17 protein-coding genes are annotated in these 16,276 nt (G+C 71.2%); 12 read left to right on the forward strand and 5 right to left on the reverse strand.

Translation table 11 applies throughout. The annotated features are described in order from the left end of the window. The first annotated feature begins 8 nt into the window (after window positions 1–8). On the forward strand, window positions 9–1,085 hold the full coding sequence (locus RBXJA2T_RS16025) for a magnesium transporter CorA family protein (RefSeq protein WP_009858461.1): 1,077 nt from the start codon (window positions 9–11) through the stop codon (window positions 1,083–1,085). Between the two features lie 13 nt (window positions 1,086–1,098). Next, window positions 1,099–1,980 (forward strand): DMT family transporter, encoded by an 882-nt coding sequence (locus tag RBXJA2T_RS16030; RefSeq protein ID WP_009858462.1) that lies wholly within the window; start codon window positions 1,099–1,101, stop codon window positions 1,978–1,980. Here the strand turns inward: RBXJA2T_RS16030 and ybeY are convergent, their stop codons facing one another. Together ybeY and RBXJA2T_RS16040 are read right to left on the reverse strand one after the other, a co-directional pair. Further along, a complete protein-coding gene (gene ybeY, locus RBXJA2T_RS16035) occupies window positions 1,981–2,424 on the reverse strand; it encodes an rRNA maturation RNase YbeY (protein WP_009858463.1) in 444 nt (147 codons plus the stop codon). After that, window positions 2,414–3,382, reverse strand: a complete 969-nt coding sequence (locus RBXJA2T_RS16040) for a PhoH family protein (protein ID WP_009858464.1) — start codon at window positions 3,380–3,382, stop codon at window positions 2,414–2,416. Before RBXJA2T_RS16040 ends, ybeY begins: the two co-directional genes overlap by 11 nt. A gap of 82 nt (window positions 3,383–3,464) precedes the next feature. On the opposite strand from RBXJA2T_RS16040, the gene embS reads away from it, so the two are divergent. The 3 genes from embS to ruvA all read left to right on the forward strand — a co-directional run bounded on the left by embS (window position 3,465) and on the right by ruvA (window position 6,662). Continuing rightward, window positions 3,465–5,333 carry a sensor histidine kinase EmbS gene (embS, locus tag RBXJA2T_RS16045; protein ID WP_009858465.1) on the forward strand — a complete coding sequence of 623 codons (1,869 nt, stop codon included), beginning with the start codon at window positions 3,465–3,467 and terminating at the stop codon, window positions 5,331–5,333. A 62-nt stretch (window positions 5,334–5,395) separates the two neighbouring features. Next, the gene (gene embR, locus RBXJA2T_RS16050; RefSeq protein ID WP_009858466.1) at window positions 5,396–6,040 is read left to right on the forward strand and encodes a response regulator transcription factor EmbR; all 645 of its coding nucleotides are present in this window, start codon (window positions 5,396–5,398) and stop codon (window positions 6,038–6,040) included. A 43-nt stretch (window positions 6,041–6,083) separates the two neighbouring features. Continuing rightward, window positions 6,084–6,662, forward strand: a complete 579-nt coding sequence (gene ruvA / locus RBXJA2T_RS16055; RefSeq protein ID WP_009858467.1) for a Holliday junction branch migration protein RuvA — start codon at window positions 6,084–6,086, stop codon at window positions 6,660–6,662. Window positions 6,663–6,781: 119 nt separating this feature from the next. Here ruvA and RBXJA2T_RS16060 read toward each other — a convergent pair whose 3' ends face one another. Then, entirely contained in the window at window positions 6,782–7,252 is a 471-nt protein-coding gene (locus tag RBXJA2T_RS16060; RefSeq protein WP_009858468.1) for a copper chaperone PCu(A)C, read from the reverse strand. A gap of 80 nt (window positions 7,253–7,332) precedes the next feature. Here RBXJA2T_RS16060 and ruvB point away from each other — a divergent pair, with 80 nt between their 5' ends. From ruvB to RBXJA2T_RS16095, 7 genes are all read left to right on the forward strand, one after another. Then, complete coding sequence (gene ruvB / locus RBXJA2T_RS16065) at window positions 7,333–8,397, forward strand: Holliday junction branch migration DNA helicase RuvB (RefSeq protein ID WP_009858469.1); 1,065 nt, start codon at window positions 7,333–7,335, stop codon at window positions 8,395–8,397. A gap of 189 nt (window positions 8,398–8,586) precedes the next feature. After that, window positions 8,587–9,012 carry a type IV pilin protein gene (locus RBXJA2T_RS16070; protein WP_009858470.1) on the forward strand — a complete coding sequence of 142 codons (426 nt, stop codon included), beginning with the start codon at window positions 8,587–8,589 and terminating at the stop codon, window positions 9,010–9,012. Then, window positions 9,000–9,467 (forward strand): GspH/FimT family pseudopilin, encoded by a 468-nt coding sequence (locus tag RBXJA2T_RS16075; protein ID WP_009858471.1) that lies wholly within the window; start codon window positions 9,000–9,002, stop codon window positions 9,465–9,467. The genes RBXJA2T_RS16070 and RBXJA2T_RS16075 overlap by 13 nt, the downstream gene beginning before the upstream one ends. Beyond that, window positions 9,440–9,925, forward strand: coding sequence for a type IV pilus modification PilV family protein (locus tag RBXJA2T_RS16080; RefSeq protein ID WP_009858472.1), 486 nt, complete (start codon window positions 9,440–9,442; stop codon window positions 9,923–9,925). Before RBXJA2T_RS16075 ends, RBXJA2T_RS16080 begins: the two co-directional genes overlap by 28 nt. Continuing rightward, window positions 9,918–11,003, forward strand: a complete 1,086-nt coding sequence (locus RBXJA2T_RS16085; protein WP_009858473.1) for a PilW family protein — start codon at window positions 9,918–9,920, stop codon at window positions 11,001–11,003. The genes RBXJA2T_RS16080 and RBXJA2T_RS16085 overlap by 8 nt, the downstream gene beginning before the upstream one ends. A gap of 5 nt (window positions 11,004–11,008) precedes the next feature. Next, window positions 11,009–11,569, forward strand: coding sequence for a pilus assembly PilX family protein (locus RBXJA2T_RS16090; protein ID WP_081467643.1), 561 nt, complete (start codon window positions 11,009–11,011; stop codon window positions 11,567–11,569). A gap of 3 nt (window positions 11,570–11,572) precedes the next feature. After that, window positions 11,573–14,917, forward strand: coding sequence for a pilus assembly protein (locus RBXJA2T_RS16095; protein WP_009858475.1), 3,345 nt, complete (start codon window positions 11,573–11,575; stop codon window positions 14,915–14,917). A gap of 18 nt (window positions 14,918–14,935) precedes the next feature. Here RBXJA2T_RS16095 and RBXJA2T_RS16100 read toward each other — a convergent pair whose 3' ends face one another. Beyond that, the gene (locus RBXJA2T_RS16100) at window positions 14,936–15,574 is read right to left on the reverse strand and encodes a histidine phosphatase family protein (protein ID WP_009858476.1); all 639 of its coding nucleotides are present in this window, start codon (window positions 15,572–15,574) and stop codon (window positions 14,936–14,938) included. A 31-nt stretch (window positions 15,575–15,605) separates the two neighbouring features. Beyond that, a complete protein-coding gene (locus tag RBXJA2T_RS16105) occupies window positions 15,606–16,235 on the reverse strand; it encodes a YbhB/YbcL family Raf kinase inhibitor-like protein (RefSeq protein ID WP_009858477.1) in 630 nt (209 codons plus the stop codon). Between the last annotated feature and the right edge of the window lie 41 nt (window positions 16,236–16,276).

Consider the following 16,276-nt stretch of genomic DNA (forward strand, 5'->3'; position numbering starts at 1 on the left):
CCGCCCGCATGCGGGTCTTCCACGTCGGCGCGCCGGGCTTCCGCGAACTCGACGCGCTGCCGCAGGCGCTGCCGGCCGAGGGCTTCCTCTGGATCGGCAGCGCACGCCGCGTCTTCGAGCTCGGCCAGGCCGATCTCCAGGCGGCGCTGCAGCGCTGGGGCCTCGGGGCGCTGGTCGACCTGCACGTCTCGGACCTGCTGAACCACCAGCTGCCGAGCCACTACGACTACACCTCCTGGTACGACCTGCTGGTCTTCCGGCGGCTGGCCGCCGCCGCCGGCAGCGAGGACCTGTTCGTCGACGACGAACACGGCACGATGGCCAGCGCCGAACGCGCGCTGCGTGCGATCGACACCAGCCCGGTCGGCTTCGCCGTCTTCGACCGCGTGCTGATCACCGTGCACCCGACCGACTGCGCCGTGCGCGAGCACTTCGCCACGCGCCTGGCCGGCGCCGGCACGCGCCTGCCGGCCAGCCCGGCGGACCTGATGCTGCGCATGGTCAACCACATGGTCGACAGCTACCTCGACCTGCGCCGGCTGCTGACGCGCCAGCTCGGCTACCTGCAGCAGCGCCTGCTCGACCCGAAGAGCCGCTTCGGCGACTGGAGCGTGCTGCTGCAGTCGCGCACCGCGCTGCACACGCTGGAGGACACCTGCGAGGACCAGCGCAGCGCGGTGCAGGAGTGGGTCGACGCGCTCGACGAATGGCCCGAACCCGCCGAAGCCGCGGCCCAGCGCGAGCGCGAGCTGCTGCGCGTGCGCTCGCGCGACGTGCTCGAACACGTCGAACGTGTGCTCTCGCACGTGCGCCGGCTCGAGCACTCGGCCGAGACCGCGGTGCAGATGCACTTCTCGGCGGTGGCGCACCGCACCAACGACATCATGCGCACGCTGACGGTGCTGACCGCCGTCTTCCTGCCGCTGAACCTGATCACCGGCTTCTTCGGCATGAACTTCGACATGCTGCCGCTGGTGCACTCGAGCAACGGCATCTGGGTCGCGATCTGGCTGATGCTGGCCGTCGGCGTCGGGCTGGCGGTGTTCTTCTGGCGCAAGCGCTACCTCGGCGAACAGCGCCGCTGAATCCCGTTCTCCGATGAGCCGCCCGACACGCCGCCAGCTGGCGGTCCTGCTGCTGCTGACCCTGATCTGGGGCCTGAACTGGCCGGTGATGAAACTCGGCGTCAGCGGCTTCCCGCCGTTGTCCTTCCGCGCCGTGTCGATGCTCGCCGGGCTGCCGCTGTTCGGCCTGGCGCTGCTGGCGCTGCGCGTGCCGCTGGCGCTGCCGCGCGAGCACTGGGGCGAGCTGCTGCGGCTGACGGTGTCCAACATGCTGGTCTGGCACGTCGTCGTGATCCTCGCGATCCCGTCGCTGAGCTCGGGGCGCGCGGCGATCCTCGGCTACTCGATGCCGGTGTTCGCGGCGCTGTGGGGCCGCTGGCTGTTCGGCGACCGGCTGGGCTGGCGCCAGCTCGCCGGCGTCGCCGCCGCCGGGCTGGGTGTCGTGCTGCTGCTGGCGCACGAGGCCGGCCGCCTGGCCGGCGCGCCCTGGGCGGCCGCGGCGATGCTGCTGGCCGCGGCGACCTGGGCCTACGGCACGCATCGCCTGCGGCGCAGCACGATCCCGGTGCCGCTGCTCGCGGTGGCGTTCTGGATGACGGTCGTGACGACCGCCGTGATGAGCGTGCTGGCACTGGCCTTCGAGTCGCACAGCTGGACCCTGCCGTCGGCGCCGGTGGCCTGGGCCATCGCCTACAACGCCGTCGGCGTGTTCTGCTTCGCGCAGGCGGCCTGGTTCTACCTGGCGCGCACGCTGCCGCCGGTGGCCAGCTCGATCAGCGTGATGATGATCCCGGTGCTGGGCACCTTCTCCGGCGCGCTGGTGCTCGGCGAGACGCTGCACTGGCAGGACTTCGCGGCGATGCTGCTGATCGTCGCGGCGATCGCCTCGGTGCTGATGCGGCCGAAGGCCGGCTGATCAGCCGCGCGCGTAGGGGTCGGCGAAACCCAGCGCCGCGAGCAGCTCGGTCTCGCGCGCTTCCATCGCCTCGGCCTCGCCGTCGTCCTCGTGGTCCCAGCCCTGGGCGTGCAGCGTGCCGTGCACCAGCAGGTGGGCGTAGTGCGCCTCCAGCGTGACGCCCTGCTCGGCGGCTTCGCGCTCGACGACCGGCGCACAGAGGACCAGGTCGGCGACGACCTCGGGCTCGTGCTCGTAGTCGAAGGTCAGCACGTTGGTCGCGTAGTCCTTGCCGCGGTAATCGCGGTTGAGCGTGCGGCCCTCGTCCTCGTCGACGATGCGCACCGCGATGCGGCCGTTGGATTCGAGCGCCGTGCGCACGAAGCGCGCGACGCGGTGGCGCGCCAGCGCGCCGCGGTGGCGGGCGTCGGCGAACTGCAGCGACAGTTGGAGTTCAGGCTTCACGCGGCTCCCGGGCGGCGTCGTAGGCCTCGACGATGCGCGCCACCAGCGGGTGGCGCACGACGTCGGCGGCGGTGAAATCGGTGAACGCGATGCCCGGCACGCGCTTGAGGATGTGCCGCGCCTCGACCAGGCCGCTGGCCATGCCCTTGGGCAGGTCGACCTGGCTGACGTCGCCGGTGACGACGCACTTGCTGCCGAAGCCGATGCGCGTGAGGAACATCTTCATCTGCTCGCGCGTCGTGTTCTGGGCCTCGTCGAGGATCACGAACGCGTGGTTGAGCGTGCGCCCGCGCATGAAGGCCAGCGGCGCGATCTCGATCTGGCCGCGCTCGAAGGCCTTGGTGACGCGGTCGAAACCCATCAGGTCGTAGAGCGCGTCGTACAGCGGGCGCAGGTAGGGGTCGACCTTCTGCGCCAGGTCGCCGGGCAGGAAACCCAGGCGCTCGCCGGCCTCGACGGCCGGGCGCGTCAGCACGATGCGCTGCACGCCGTGGCGCTCGAGCGCGTCGACGGCGCAGGCCACGGCGAGAAAGGTCTTGCCGGTGCCGGCCGGGCCGATGCCGAAGGTGATGTCGTGCGACAGGATCTGGCGCAGGTACTGCACCTGGTTGGGCGTGCGGCCGACGAGGTCGGCATGGCGCGTGTGCAGCACGATGCGCTCGGCGCCGCCGTCAGCCGGCGTGCCGGGCGCGGGCGGCGGCATCGCGCCGGCTTCGGCCAGCGCGAGCTGCAGCCGGCGTTCGCCGATCGGCGCTTCGGCCAGCGCGTACAGCCGGTCGAGCAGCGCGACGGCGCGTTCGACCGCGGCGCGTGCGCCGTCGATGCGGAAGCTGTCGTCGCGGCGCGCGAGCGTCACGCCGAGGCCGGCCTCGATGGCGCGCAGATGCGCGTCGAGCGGGCCGCAGAGATGGGCGAGCCGACGGTGGTCGGCCGGGGCGAGCGTGTGGCGGCGGATCAAGCGGCGAGGATGCGGGGGGACGGCAGGAAGCGCCATTGTCGCAGCGCCGCCGGGCCGGCGGCATGCCTCAGAATCGGTCGACATGTCGTCGCCCGCCGCCCTGCTCCGCCGCCTGTCGTCGCTGCTGCTCCTGCTGATGTTCGCGCTGGCGGCGCTGCCGGCGGCGGCGCAGACGCTGCGCATCACCTCGGCGCTGGTGGCCCCCGGCGACACGCCAGGATTCCCCGGCGACGCCGACGCGCGCCCGGTCACGCTGCCCGACGACTGGTCGCGCACGCGCCCCAACGAGGCCGGGCCGGTCTGGTACCGCGTCGGCTTCCGCGCGCTGCAGCGGCCCGGCGACGACGAGCTGAGCGCGCTGTACATCGAACGCGCCTGCACCAACCTCGAGGTCCACCTCAACGGCCAGCTCGTCTTCAGCGGCGGGCGCATGCGCGAGCCGGCGACCAACAACTGCGGCCAGCCGCAGCTGGTGACGCTGCCCTCGGCGCTGATCGCGCCGGAGCTGAACACGCTGGACATCAAGGTCACCGGCCAGCCGCTGGCGCGCGTGGGCTCACGCTGGCGCGCCGGCGGGCTGTCGGCGCTGGAGCTGGGGCCGCAGTCGCTGCTGCTGCACCGCCAGGCGCGCCAGCACACCTTCGCCGTGGCGCTGCCGCAGGCGCTGTCGGCGACGCTGCTGCTGATGGGCAGCTTCATGTTCGTGCTCGGCACGATCAACCGGCGCGAGTCGCACCTGGCCTACTTCGGCGCACTGTCGGTGCTGTGGTCGGCGCTGGAGGCCCGGCTGTGGCTGCGCACGGTGCCGGTGGACCCGGCGGTGGCGGAGTTCCTGCTGTCCTCGCTGCTGGCCTTCATCACGCTGGCGGCGGTGCAGTTCCTGCTGCGCTACGCCCGGCACCGCAGCCGCCTCGCCGACCGCCTGCTGCCGCTGCAGTGCGTGGCGATGCCGGCCTCGCTGGTGCTCGCCGGCGCGGCGCATCTGCACACGCTGACGATGCTGTGGTCGCTGCTGCTCGGCCTGCAGGTGGGCGCCGCGGCCCTGCTCTACCTGCGCGCGCAATGGCGCGCGCACTCGCGCTCGTCGTGGGTGATGGCGGCGACGCTGGGCACGCTGGCGCTGGCCGCGCTGGTGGAGTTCGTCTCGCAGCAGATCGGCGGCAGCCCGCTGCCGGCGCAGGCCGCGCGGCTGGTGGCGCCGCTGATGTTCGTCGTCGTCGGCCTGCGCCTGGTGCAGCAGCACGGGCGTGCGCTGCAGGAGGCCGAACTCGGCCGCGCCCACCTGGAGGAGCGCGTGCGCGAGGCCACTGCCGAGATCGAGCGCAACTTCCGCCAGCTCGCCGAGCTGCGCGTCGAGCAGATCACCGAGCGCGAACGCAAGCGCATCGCCGCCGACCTGCACGACGACCTGGGCGCCAAGCTGCTGACCATCGTGCACACCAGCGACGACCAGCGCATCTCGACGCTGGCGCGCGAGGCGCTGGAGGAGATGCGGCTGTCGGTGCGCGGCCTCACCGGCCGTGCGGTGCGCCTGGCCGACGCGCTCGGCGACTGGCGCGCCGAGGTCGTCAACCGGCTCGCGCAGGCCGGCATCCAGGCCGAGTGGGACGCCCCCGAGGACCTGACGCAGATGCTGTCGGCACGCGCCTTCGTGCAGACCACGCGCATCCTGCGCGAGGCGACGAGCAACATCATCAAGCACAGCGGCGGCTCGCACGCCTCGGTGACCTGCACCGTGGCCGACGGCGACTTCAAGGTCGTTGTCCAGGACGACGGCGACGGCATCAAGATCGAGAACGACGGCCGGCTGGACCGCGGCCACGGCATGGCGACGATGAAGAACCGCGCCAAGCAGCTGCAGGGGCAGTGCCTGGTGGAATCCGCTCCCGGCCGCGGGACCGTGATACGGCTCACGATCCCGCTGGACCGGGCGCTGGAGGGCGCCGCCTAGTGCGGCGCCGCGGCACCGGCTGCTGTTAGGATCAGTTTTCGGCCCCCACGAGCCCCAGCCCCATGAAGAACGTCCTGCTGCTCGAAGACCTCCCCGAAATCCGCGCCTGGATGCGCAAGCTGGTGCTCCAGGTGTTTCCGTCCGCGCAGATCTCGGAGAGTGCCCGCGTCCAGGACGCGATCTCGCTGGCCGCGGCCGTCAAGTTCGAGCTGGCGCTGATCGACCTCGGCCTGCCCGACGGCAGCGGCGTCGACGTCGTCACCAAGCTGCGCGACGTGCAGCCCGACGCGCAGTCGGTCGTCGTCACGATCCACGACGACGACGAGCACCTGTTCCCGGCGCTGCAGGCCGGCGCCTTCGGCTACATCCTGAAGGAGCAGCCGCGCGAGCTGATCGTCGAGCAGCTGCAGCGCATCAGCCAGGGCGAACCGCCGCTGTCGCCGTCGATCGCGCGGCGCATGATGGCCCACTTCACGCAGAAGGCGAAGCCGCAGACCTCGCTGCTGCCGCACGTGCAGCTGACCGACCGCGAGAGCGAGGTGCTGCTGCGCGTGGCCAAGGGCTACACGCTGCCCGAGATCGGCGTGCAGCTGGGCCTGTCGCGCCACACGATCGCCGACTACGTCAAGCAGATCTACCGCAAGCTCAACGTGAGCTCGCGCGCCGAGGCGGCGCTGGAAGCGCAGCGCCTGGGCCTGTTCCGCTGATCCCCCGCCGGGCTCGCGGCCCGGCGCGGCGACAATCGCGGCCATGATCGGACGACTCTCCGGCACGCTGGCCGAAAAGACCCCCCCGCAGCTGCTCGTCGACGTCGGCGGCGTCGGCTACGAAGTCGACGTGCCGATGAGCACGTTCTATCACCTGCCCGCGCTCGGCGAGCGTGTCGTGCTGCTGACCGAGTTCGTCGTGCGCGAGGACGCGCAGCAGCTCTTCGGCTTCCTCACCGCGAGCGAACGCGCGACCTTCCGGCTGCTGGTCAAGATCAGCGGCGTCGGCCCGCGCATGGCGCTGGCGCTGCTGTCGGGGCTGTCGGTGGCCGAGCTGTCGCAGGCCGTCGCGGCGCAGGACGGCGCCCGCCTCGTCAAGGTGCCCGGCATCGGCAAGAAGACCGCCGAGCGCGTGCTGCTGGAGCTGAAGGGCAAGCTCGCGCCCGATCTGGGGCTGCCGTCGGCCGCCGGCGGCGCCGGCGATGCCCACGCCGACATCGTGCAGGCGCTGATGGCGCTGGGCTACAACGAGCGCGAGGCCCAGGCCGCGGCCAAGGCGCTGCCGAAGGACGTCGGCGTCAGCGAAGGCATCAAGGTGGCGCTCAAGGCACTGAACCGTTAGCCCCCGAGCTCGCTTTCGCTCGCTACCCCCCGAGGGGGCCGTCCGCCAACGGACCGGCGGAGCCGGCCCGTGGCGGGAAGCTGGGTCGCGCGGGGATCAGCGGACCTCGCTCGCCGGACTCAGTGACCGCTGTGCTTCATCGCCGGCATCGCGGCGTTCATCGCCTTCACGGGCACCTGCAGCTCGACGCTCTCGCGCTTCTGGTCGGCGCCTTCGAAGATCAGCGTCACCGGCACCGTGGAACCCACGTCCAGCGCCTGCTTCAGGTCCATCAGCATCACGTGGTAGCCACCGGGCTTGAGCTCGACGGTCTGGCCGGCCGGCAGCGCCAGGCCGTTGGCCAGCGCGCGCATCTTCATCACGTTGCCGTCCATCGCCATCTCGTGCACCTCGACGACGCCGGCCACCGGCGACGAGGCGCCGACCAGGCGGCCGCCCTGGGCCGAGCTGATCTGGGCGAACAGGCCGGTCGCCTTCTGCTGGGCCACGGTGCCGCGGATCCAGGCGTCCTTGACGGTGGTCTGGGCCGAGGCGGCCGCGGCGGCCAGGCTCAACAGCGCGCCGATCACGGCAGCGGTGCTACGGTTCATCGCGAAACACTCCTTGGGTCGTCGCCGGCGGCCGACACGGGCGCCGGGGCAGGCAGTCTAGCTCGCCATAATCCGGCCCCATGGCGATCAAGACCGACGACTTCGGCTCACTCCCGGCCCCGCGCGTGGTCAGCGCCGCCCCCGCGTCGCCCAACGAGGAGGCGATCGAGCGTGCGCTGCGGCCCAAGGTGCTGGACGAGTACGTCGGCCAGGCGCGTGCGCGCGAGCAGCTGGAGATCTTCATCCACGCCGCCCGCGGCCGCGCCGAGGCGCTGGACCACGTGCTGCTGTTCGGCCCGCCGGGGCTGGGCAAGACGACGCTGGCGCACATCGTCGCCGCGGAACTGGGCGTCAACCTGCGCCAGACCTCGGGCCCGGTGCTGGAGAAGCCGCGCGACCTGGCGGCGATCCTGACCAATCTCGAGAAGAACGACGTGCTGTTCATCGACGAGATCCACCGCCTGTCGCCGGTCGTCGAGGAGATCCTCTACCCGGCGCTGGAGGACTATCAGATCGACATCATGATCGGCGACGGCCCGGCGGCACGTTCGATCAAGCTCGACCTGCAGCCGTTCACGCTGGTCGGCGCGACGACCCGCGCCGGCATGCTGACCAACCCGCTGCGCGACCGTTTCGGCATCGTCGCGCGGCTGGAGTTCTACAACGCCGACGAGCTGACGCGCATCGTCACGCGCTCGGCCGGGCTGCTGGGTGTCGAGGTCGACCCGGCCGGCGCGCTGGAAGTCGCGCGGCGCTCGCGCGGCACGCCGCGCATCGCCAACCGGCTGCTGCGCCGGGTGCGCGACTACGCCCAGGTCAAGGGCGACGGCCGCATCGACGCGCCGATCGCCGACAAGGCGCTGGCGCTGCTGGACGTCGACCCGCTGGGCTTCGACGTCATGGACCGCAAGCTGCTGGAAGCCGTGATCCACCGCTTCGACGGCGGCCCGGTCGGCCTGGACAACGTCGCCGCCGCGATCGGCGAGGAGTCGGGCACGATCGAGGACGTCATCGAGCCCTACCTGATCCAGCAGGGCTACCTGCAGCGCACGCCGCGCGGCCGTGTCGCCACGCTCGCGGCCTACCGCCACCTGGGCCTGTCGCCGCCCCAGCGGGCCGGCGGCGACCTGTTCGGCACCGGCTGAACAGGCCGGCCGGGCCGGCTGCGTGAAGGCTGTCACACCGCACCGCTCGGTCTTACAGCCGGTCACCACCTCCCCGGCATACTTTCTCAACCCGCGTCCGACGTGGCCGAAGACCCGTCGGAGCGGATGGCCAGGGCACGGGCCGGTCCGTGCCTCCCGCCCGACGCAGTCGACCCGCCCGAGACCCCGATGACGCCACGTTTCCGCCCCGCGCCTGCCGGCTTCACGCTGATCGAACTGATGATCGCGCTGGCGGTGCTCGCCATCCTGACGGCGGTCGCGCTGCCGTCCTACAACAGCTACATCCGGCGCGCCAAGGTGCCCGCCGGGCTCGACGCGCTGTCGGCCTTCGCCACGCGCATGGAGCAGCGCTACCAGGACGTCGGCAACTACGGCACCGACGACTGCGCCATCGCGAACCCGACCAACATCGCGAACTTCGCCGTCAGCTGCGAGCTGACCGACGGCGGCCAGGGCTTCACCGCCACGGCCACCGGCAGCGGCCCGGTGTCGGACTACGTCTTCACGATCGACGAAAGCGGCGCGCGCACGACGACCTACAAGAGCAACTCCCTGAACTGCTGGAGCACCAAGGGCACGGTATGCGACACCTGAGGCAGCGCGGCCTGACGCTGATCGAGCTGATGGTCGCACTGGCCATCGGGGTGCTGCTGCTGTTCGCGGCGGCACCGCAGTTCGGCGACATGGTGGCCAACTCGCGCCTGCGCGAGGCCGGCAACGTGCTCTACACCCAGGCGCTGTTCGCGCAGAGCGAGGCGCTCAAGCGCAACGGCACGGTACGGCTGTCCATCGACGGCGGCACGATCGAGGTCATCGACCGCAGCAGCGGCGCCGAGACGACGCTGCGCACCATCGAGCTGGGCGGCGGCGTCACGGCCAGCGCGGCGGCGACCCTCGACTTCGGCAGCAGCGGCATGCTCGGCGCCGATGCCTCGGTCAACCTGTCGATGCCGGGCCAGACCTGTTCGTCGGACCTGCGCTGCCCCGGGCTGCGGGTCGAAGGCGGTGGAGCGATAAGACTATGCGGCGACCGCACCGGAACCTGCTGACGGCCCCCCGCACACGCGCACGCCGGCGGCTGGCCGGCTTCGGCCTGTTCGACGCGCTGATCGCGCTGGTCATCCTGTCGGTCGGCCTGCTCGGGCTGACGCGGCTGCAGGCGCGCTCGCTGAGCTATGGCACCGAGGCCGACCAGCGCGTGCGCGCGGTGCAGCTCGGCAGCGAGCTGCTGGGCACGGCGATGATCGACGCGGCCAACGCCGCCTGCTACACGCTGCCGGCCAGCGGCACCTGCGGCAGCGATTCGGCCAGCGACTACGCCGAGGATTTCGAGACCCGCGTCGGCCAGGCGCTGCCCGACGGCACGGTCTCGGTCAGCTACAACGCCGGCACGCGCCGGATGACGCTCGTCATCACCTGGACCGCCAAGGGCCAGCGCGAAGACGGCGCCCAGACCGAGGACGACGACGAGAGCACCCGCCGGATGGAGGCCAGCACCTATGTCTGAGCACGCCCGCCGTGCCCAGCGCGGCTTGTCGATCATCGAGGTGCTGGTCGGCATGGTCATCGCGCTGATCATCAGCCTGGCCGCCGCCGGCAGCGCCAAGATGTTCGGCGCCGCGCAGCGCCAGGGCATCAGCGTCGGCGGCGTGAGCGTCGGCGCGGCGACGGCGATCTCGGCGATCAAGAACGAGGCCTCGTCGGCCGGCCTGGGCTTCTTCGGCACGCGCGACGACCAGAACCGCTCGCTGTTCTCCTGCCACCGCATGAACCTGACGCTGGGCGGCACGGTGCGCTCCGACGCCGCGTCGTTCGTGCCGGTGCGCATCGGCACCTCTGGGGCCAACAACAGCCTCGACGTCGTCTACGCGACGAGCATCGACGGCGGCGCCGACGTGCTGCTGTCGGGCAGTGCCGACGCCTCCAGCGCGCAGACGATGTCGCGCCTGCCGGTGGCCAACGGCCAGCTGGTGATGCTGGTGCCGGGCACCGCATCCGGCTCGTCGCAGCCCTGCCTGGTGCGCACCGTGACGAGCTCCGTCGCCGCCACCGACGACACGCCGCAGACGATCAACTTCGGCGCCACCGGCGTCTACAACCAGGGCACGTTCTCCAACACGCCGAGCTTCGACGAGGAGGACAAGGACCGCGTCGTGCTGCTCGGCACGCTGCGCTGGAGCCGCTTTGCCGTGAACGGCACGACGCTGGTGCGCACCGAGCCGCTGACCGGCACCTCGGCGACGCTGCTGCGCAACGTGCTGTCCTTCCGCGTCCAGTACGGCGTCTCGACCAATGACGTGCTCAACGACCTGAGCTGGCAGGACGCCACCGGCACCCCCTGGGGCAACGTCTCCGGCGACGACGTCAACCGCATCCGGGCGCTGCGCATCGGCCTGGTGACACGCTCGCTGCAGCGCGAACGCCCCGACGCCTCCGGCACCTGCCAGGCCAGCACCGAGAAGCCTCGCGACCCGCTGGACGCGGCCGTCGAGGTCGAGCCCGACGTCGCCGCGCCCGACGACTGGCGCTGCTACCGCTACCGCAGCGAGCTGGTGGTCGTGCCGCTGCGCAACCTGGTGTGGTGACGACGATGAGGCTGCGAACCCTGAAGCGGCGGGCCGAACGCGGGGTGACGATGCTGCTGGTGCTGATCCTGCTGACCGTGATGCTGCTCGGCGGCCTGGCGCTGGCGCGCATGGTCGAGGTGGGCACGCTGTCCGGCGGCAACGTCGCCTACCGCGAAGCGGCGCTGCAGGCCAGCGAGGTCGGCGTCAACACCGCCTTTGCCGCCGTCAACGCGCTGACCAACGAGAACAGCGCGGCGGGCTCTTGGTACTCGCCGGTCGAGCTGGCCAAGGACAACAACGGCCTGCCCAGCACGGTCAACTGGTCCAACAACGCGATCCCGGCGATCACGGTGGGCACGATGACGGTGCAGTACGTCGCCGAGCGCGCCTGCACGGTGGCCAACGTGACGTATCCGTTGCGCCAGTGCCTGGTCAAGCAGATCCCGCAGCCCAAGAGCCAGAAGGCCGGCCCCGAACCGCCGGACCCGCCGCATTCCAAGCAGTTCCGCATCACCGTGCGCGTGACGAACCAGAAGGGCACCGAGACCTTCGTCCAGGCCCTTGTCACCAGGGAAGGCAGCTGAGCCATGAAGACCGCATTCCAGATCGGCGCGTGCTCGTTCGCACTGGCCGCGTTGCTCACCGGGCCCGCCTCGTCGGCGACGAACATCGCCGACCTGCCGCTGAAGACCTCGGTGCTGGCCAAGCCCAACGTCATCTTCGCGATGGACGACTCGGGCTCGATGGACTGGGAGGTGCTGCTCGACACCAGCTCGGGCCTGTTCTGGTGGAACGGCAGCACCGGCTGGAACTCGAGCACCGGCAAGCCGGTGAGCACCAACAACTCCTACGTGCCGTACGCCTACCTGATGCCGGTCGGCACGGCCAGCGGCGGGCAGATCTACGGCACCAACAGCAGCTACGGCCAGGCCTTGCCGCCGACGCTGCAGTTCGCCTGGCTGCGCTCCAAGCACTTCAACCCGATCTACTACGACAGCAACACGACCTACAAGCCCTGGGCGCCGGCCTACGTCTCGGGGGCGACGAAGAGCTTCTCGAACGCCAGCGCGTCGGCGGCGCTGTCGCATCCGCTGTACTCGACGGGACCGAAGCTGGCGCTGAACACGCAGTGGGACAGCGGCAACTCGAAGTTCAGCAACAACGGCTACATGTTCTACATGCAGGCCGGCATGAAGGTCCCGGTGGGCGCGTACGTCCCGGCCGAGCGAAGCAACCGCGACGTCTGCAGCGGCTCGACCTGGCGCACGCTGACCGCCGAGCTGACGGTGCCGTCGGGGTCGACCTGCTGGGCGGCGATCCCGTACTACCCGGCGACCTTCTGGCACGCGGAGGACTGCACCGTCGACGGCACGAGTTGCATCACCGGTCCCGACGGCACGACCAAGCTGAAGCGGTACGAGATCAAGAGCGGCAACACCTTCCCGTCCGGGCGGACCTATGACGCGGAGATGCAGAACTTCGCCAACTGGTTCAGCTACTACCGCAAGCGCAAGCTGATGCTCGGCGGCTCGATGGGCCAGGTGCTCGAGAACCTGACCGGGCTGCGGCTGGGCGTCGTGCCGTTCAACGCCAACAACACGGTGACGATGTACGACACCGACGGCACCTCGGCCAGCAGCAACGCGATGCGCGTGATGGGCCAGTTCTACGGCAACGCGATGTCGGCCGAGGGCACGCCGACGCACGCGACGGTGAAGTACATCGGCGGTGAGTACAACACCAACACCAGCATCATCCAGTACGCCTGCCAGCGCAACAACACCTTCGTCGTCACCGACGGCTTCTCGAACACGACCAGCATCTCGGTGCCGACCTACGACTCGAGCACCTACGGCGGCTCGGCGCCGTACACGACGATCCCCACCGGCTCGCTGGCCGACCTGGCGCTGTACCAGTACACCAAGCGGCTGCGCACCGACCTCACCGCCGGCCGCGTGCCGGCCAGCACCTCGACCGAGGCCAACGCCGACCGCAACCCCGACCTGCACATCAACACCTACGCGATCTCGCTGGGCGTGCGCGGCTCGCTGTGGCCGAACACCGAAGACCCCTTCGTGACCGCCCCGACCTGGACGACGCCGACGGCCGACAACCCGTCGATGATCGACGACCAGTGGCACGCGACGATCAACGGCCGCGGCAAGATGTTCCTGGCGACGAGCCCGACCGAGACCGCCACCAGCATCAAGGCCATCCTGGACGACATCATCAGCCAGGTCGGCGCGCAGAGCGCGGTCGCGGTCAGCACCGTCAACCTGACGCGCGGCGACGGTTTCGCCTACCTCGGCACCTACAACCCCTCGGGCTGGTCCGGCGACCTGACGGCCAACGCGATCGACCGTTCCACCGGCGACATCAGCGCCACGCCGACCTGGTCGGCCGCCACGCTGCTGGCGGCGCGCAACTACACGACGCGCCAGATCGCGACCGACGGCGGCAGCGGCGGCGTCGCCTTCACCAGCACCAATGTCGGCAGCCTCGTCGACCCGGACAGCAGCTACGGCGACGGCGCGGCGCTGTTCAACTACCTGCGCGGGGACCGCTCGCTCGAAGGCACGACCTACCGCCGGCGCACCAGCCTGATCGGCGCCGTGATCAACGCCGAGCCGGTGATCAGCAACCCCGACAGCGTCGCCTACCTGGCCTCCAGCGAAGGCATGCTGCACGCCATCGACATCGCCAGCGGCACCGACCGCGGCCAGGAGCTGTGGGCCTTCGTGCCGCATGCGGCGCTGTCGACGATCGGCGCGGCCTCGCAGCGCGGCTACAACTTCGGCACCCACCTGGACGGCACGCCGGTGATCGGCAAGACCGGCAGCGCGTCGAAGCTGCTCGTCGCCGGCATGGGCGCCGCCGGCCGCGCCTACTACGCGCTGGACGTCAGCACGCCGCGCACCAACACCGAGAGCAACGCCGCGAGCTGGGTGAAGTGGCGCTTCCCCGGCGCCAGCACCTCCAGCTACGCGAGCAAGGTCGGCCAGACACTGGGCAAGCCGGTGATCGTCAAGGTCGCCGACGACACCTACCGCGTGCTGGTGACCTCGGGCTACAACGCCACCGCCGACGGCTACGGCCGCCTGTTCGTGCTCGACCCTGCCGACGGCAGCGTGCTCAAGGAGTACGTCACGACCGCCGGGAGCGCGGACGCCGAGGCCGGCCTGGCCCACGTGTCGGGCTATCTCGAGCAGGACAACACCGTGCGCTACGTCTACAGCGGCGACCTGCTGGGCAACGTCTGGCGCTTCGACCTGTCGCTGGAGCCGAACGCCGACGGCGCGGTGCACAAGGTCGCCACGCTGCTGCGCTCGAACGGCGACGCGCAGCCGGTGACGGCAGCGCCCGAGCTCGCGCGCATCGGCACCCAGCGCGTGGTGCTCGTCGGCACCGGGCGCCTGCTGGACGTCGACGACTTCGGCCGCCCCGCGGTCCAGACCTTCTACGCGATCGCCGACGGCGCGACGATCACCGCGCCGCGCAGCACGCTGGTCCAGCGCACCTACACGCGCGACGGCACCAACGGCACCATCTCCGGCAACGACCTCGACTGGACCACCCAGCGCGGCTGGTACCTCGACCTGCCGGCCGGCGAGCAGGCCAACACCGAGCCGGCGATCGCCTACGGCGCGATCGCGTTCACGACCAACGTCATCGGCGCCACCGACTGCAGCGCCTCGTCGTGGATGTACGTGCTGGACTTCAAGACCGGCAAGGTCTACGAACACGCGGCCTTCGTCTCGACGCAGATCTCGTCGGTAGCGACGTCGTCGGGCGTGCGTGCGGTGCTCACCGACACCGGCGACATGCGCGGCCTGATCCAGACCGGTGATGGCCAGTCGCAGAACAAGCTGATCGGCTCCAACCCGCCGATCCCGGCGGCCAAGAACTCGTGGCGGGAGATCCGCCGCCAGTGAGCCCGCCAGGGCCTGCGCTCAGGCGCTGACGTCGTCCCGGCCACCCTCGAGGTGGCCGGCGTCGTTCCAGCCCACCAGCGCCAGCGCGCCGTCGGCGTGCAGCAGCCGGTTGATGCTGGCATTGCCCAGCATCCAGGTGCGCGGCGCGTCCAGCGCGATGCGCGTGGCGGCGCGGTACAGGCAGTCGAGCACGCCGCCGTGTGCCACCAGGGCCACGGTCTGGCCCGGATGGCGGGCGGCGATCGCCAGCGCCGCCGCGACGGCCCGGCCGTAGAAATCGGCCAGGCGCTCGCCGCCTTCGGCGCCCCAGTCCGGGTCGCGCCGGCGCCAGCGCAGCGCATCCTCGGGCCAGCGCTGCTGGATCTCGGCGAAGGTGAGGCCCTCGAAGCGGCCGAAGCCGCGCTCGCGCAGGCCGGGCTCCGGGTGCACCGGCAGGCCGGTGGCGCGGCTGATCGCCGCCGCGGTGTCGGCCGCACGCGCCAGATCGCTGCTGTAGATCGCCTGCAGGCCCTCGTCGAGCAGCGCCGCGGCAGCGCGGCCGGCCTGCCAGCGGCCGACACCGTTCAGGCCGATGTCGAGCTGGCCCTGGATGCGCTGGCCGACGTTCCAGTCGGTCTCGCCGTGGCGCAGCACGACGAGGCGGGTCGCCTCGTTCATGCGCCGGGCCCGGCGGCGGTGCCGCCCGCCGTCACGGCAGCAGGCGCCGGTTCAGCGTGTAGGTGCCCGAGAACGTGGCCTCGCCGCAGGTGTGGCCGGCCAGCGCGCGGCGCACCTGGGGGCCGGTGAAGTCGCCGTCGACCGGCAGGCGCTCGAGCGTCACGGCGTACAGCGTGAAGACGTAGTGGTGCACCAGCGAGTCGTTGAACGGGGGGAACGGGCCGTCGTAGCCGTAGTAGCGGCCGTCGAACCGGGCGTCGCCGGCGAACCAGCCGGTGTAGTCGTTGAGCCCCTGGCGCGCGCCGTTGGGCAGGCCGGGCCCGGGTTTGCCGCGGGCGGTGAAACCGCGGCTGTACTCGCCTTCGGCGATCACCGCCGGCCGCGGCGGCAGGTCGACGAGCACCCAGTGGAAGAAGTCCACACGATCGAGGTCGGCGGGGATCTCGCGGTCGGGCTGGTTGACGTCGTCGCCGCGGCTGGGCACGTCGAAGTCGTGGCAGATCAGCACCAGCGAACGCGCCTGCGCGGGCAGGTCGCTCCAGGCCAGGTGCGGGTTGAGGTTCTCGCCGAAGCCGACCTGGCCCGCCTCGTCCAGGCGTCCGGCGGCGTAACGCGCCGGAATGCGGTCACCGTTGGTCCAACTGTCGCTCCACAGTTTCATTGCTCTTTCCTCTTGGTTGCGGTGCACCGCACCACGCCAGC

This window comes from Rubrivivax benzoatilyticus JA2 = ATCC BAA-35 (assembly GCF_000190375.1).
In the GTDB taxonomy this organism is placed as follows: domain Bacteria; phylum Pseudomonadota; class Gammaproteobacteria; order Burkholderiales; family Burkholderiaceae_C; genus Rubrivivax; species Rubrivivax benzoatilyticus.

What these genes read in the sequence shown, in the direction of transcription:
- RBXJA2T_RS16025 (WP_009858461.1), top strand. Translation starts at nt 9, where the DNA reads ATGCGGGTCTTCCACGTCGGCGCGCCGGGCTTCCGCGAACTCGACGCG.
- RBXJA2T_RS16030 (WP_009858462.1), top strand. Translation starts at nt 1,099, where the DNA reads ATGAGCCGCCCGACACGCCGCCAGCTGGCGGTCCTGCTGCTGCTGACC.
- embS (WP_009858465.1), top strand. Translation starts at nt 3,465, where the DNA reads ATGTCGTCGCCCGCCGCCCTGCTCCGCCGCCTGTCGTCGCTGCTGCTC.
- embR (WP_009858466.1), top strand. Translation starts at nt 5,396, where the DNA reads ATGAAGAACGTCCTGCTGCTCGAAGACCTCCCCGAAATCCGCGCCTGG.
- ruvA (WP_009858467.1), top strand. Translation starts at nt 6,084, where the DNA reads ATGATCGGACGACTCTCCGGCACGCTGGCCGAAAAGACCCCCCCGCAG.
- RBXJA2T_RS16060 (WP_009858468.1), bottom strand. Translation starts at nt 7,252, where the DNA reads ATGAACCGTAGCACCGCTGCCGTGATCGGCGCGCTGTTGAGCCTGGCC.
- ruvB (WP_009858469.1), top strand. Translation starts at nt 7,333, where the DNA reads ATGGCGATCAAGACCGACGACTTCGGCTCACTCCCGGCCCCGCGCGTG.
- RBXJA2T_RS16070 (WP_009858470.1), top strand. Translation starts at nt 8,587, where the DNA reads ATGACGCCACGTTTCCGCCCCGCGCCTGCCGGCTTCACGCTGATCGAA.
- RBXJA2T_RS16075 (WP_009858471.1), top strand. Translation starts at nt 9,000, where the DNA reads ATGCGACACCTGAGGCAGCGCGGCCTGACGCTGATCGAGCTGATGGTC.
- RBXJA2T_RS16080 (WP_009858472.1), top strand. Translation starts at nt 9,440, where the DNA reads ATGCGGCGACCGCACCGGAACCTGCTGACGGCCCCCCGCACACGCGCA.
- RBXJA2T_RS16085 (WP_009858473.1), top strand. Translation starts at nt 9,918, where the DNA reads ATGTCTGAGCACGCCCGCCGTGCCCAGCGCGGCTTGTCGATCATCGAG.
- RBXJA2T_RS16090 (WP_081467643.1), top strand. Translation starts at nt 11,009, where the DNA reads ATGAGGCTGCGAACCCTGAAGCGGCGGGCCGAACGCGGGGTGACGATG.
- RBXJA2T_RS16095 (WP_009858475.1), top strand. Translation starts at nt 11,573, where the DNA reads ATGAAGACCGCATTCCAGATCGGCGCGTGCTCGTTCGCACTGGCCGCG.
- RBXJA2T_RS16100 (WP_009858476.1), bottom strand. Translation starts at nt 15,574, where the DNA reads ATGAACGAGGCGACCCGCCTCGTCGTGCTGCGCCACGGCGAGACCGAC.
- RBXJA2T_RS16105 (WP_009858477.1), bottom strand. Translation starts at nt 16,235, where the DNA reads ATGAAACTGTGGAGCGACAGTTGGACCAACGGTGACCGCATTCCGGCG.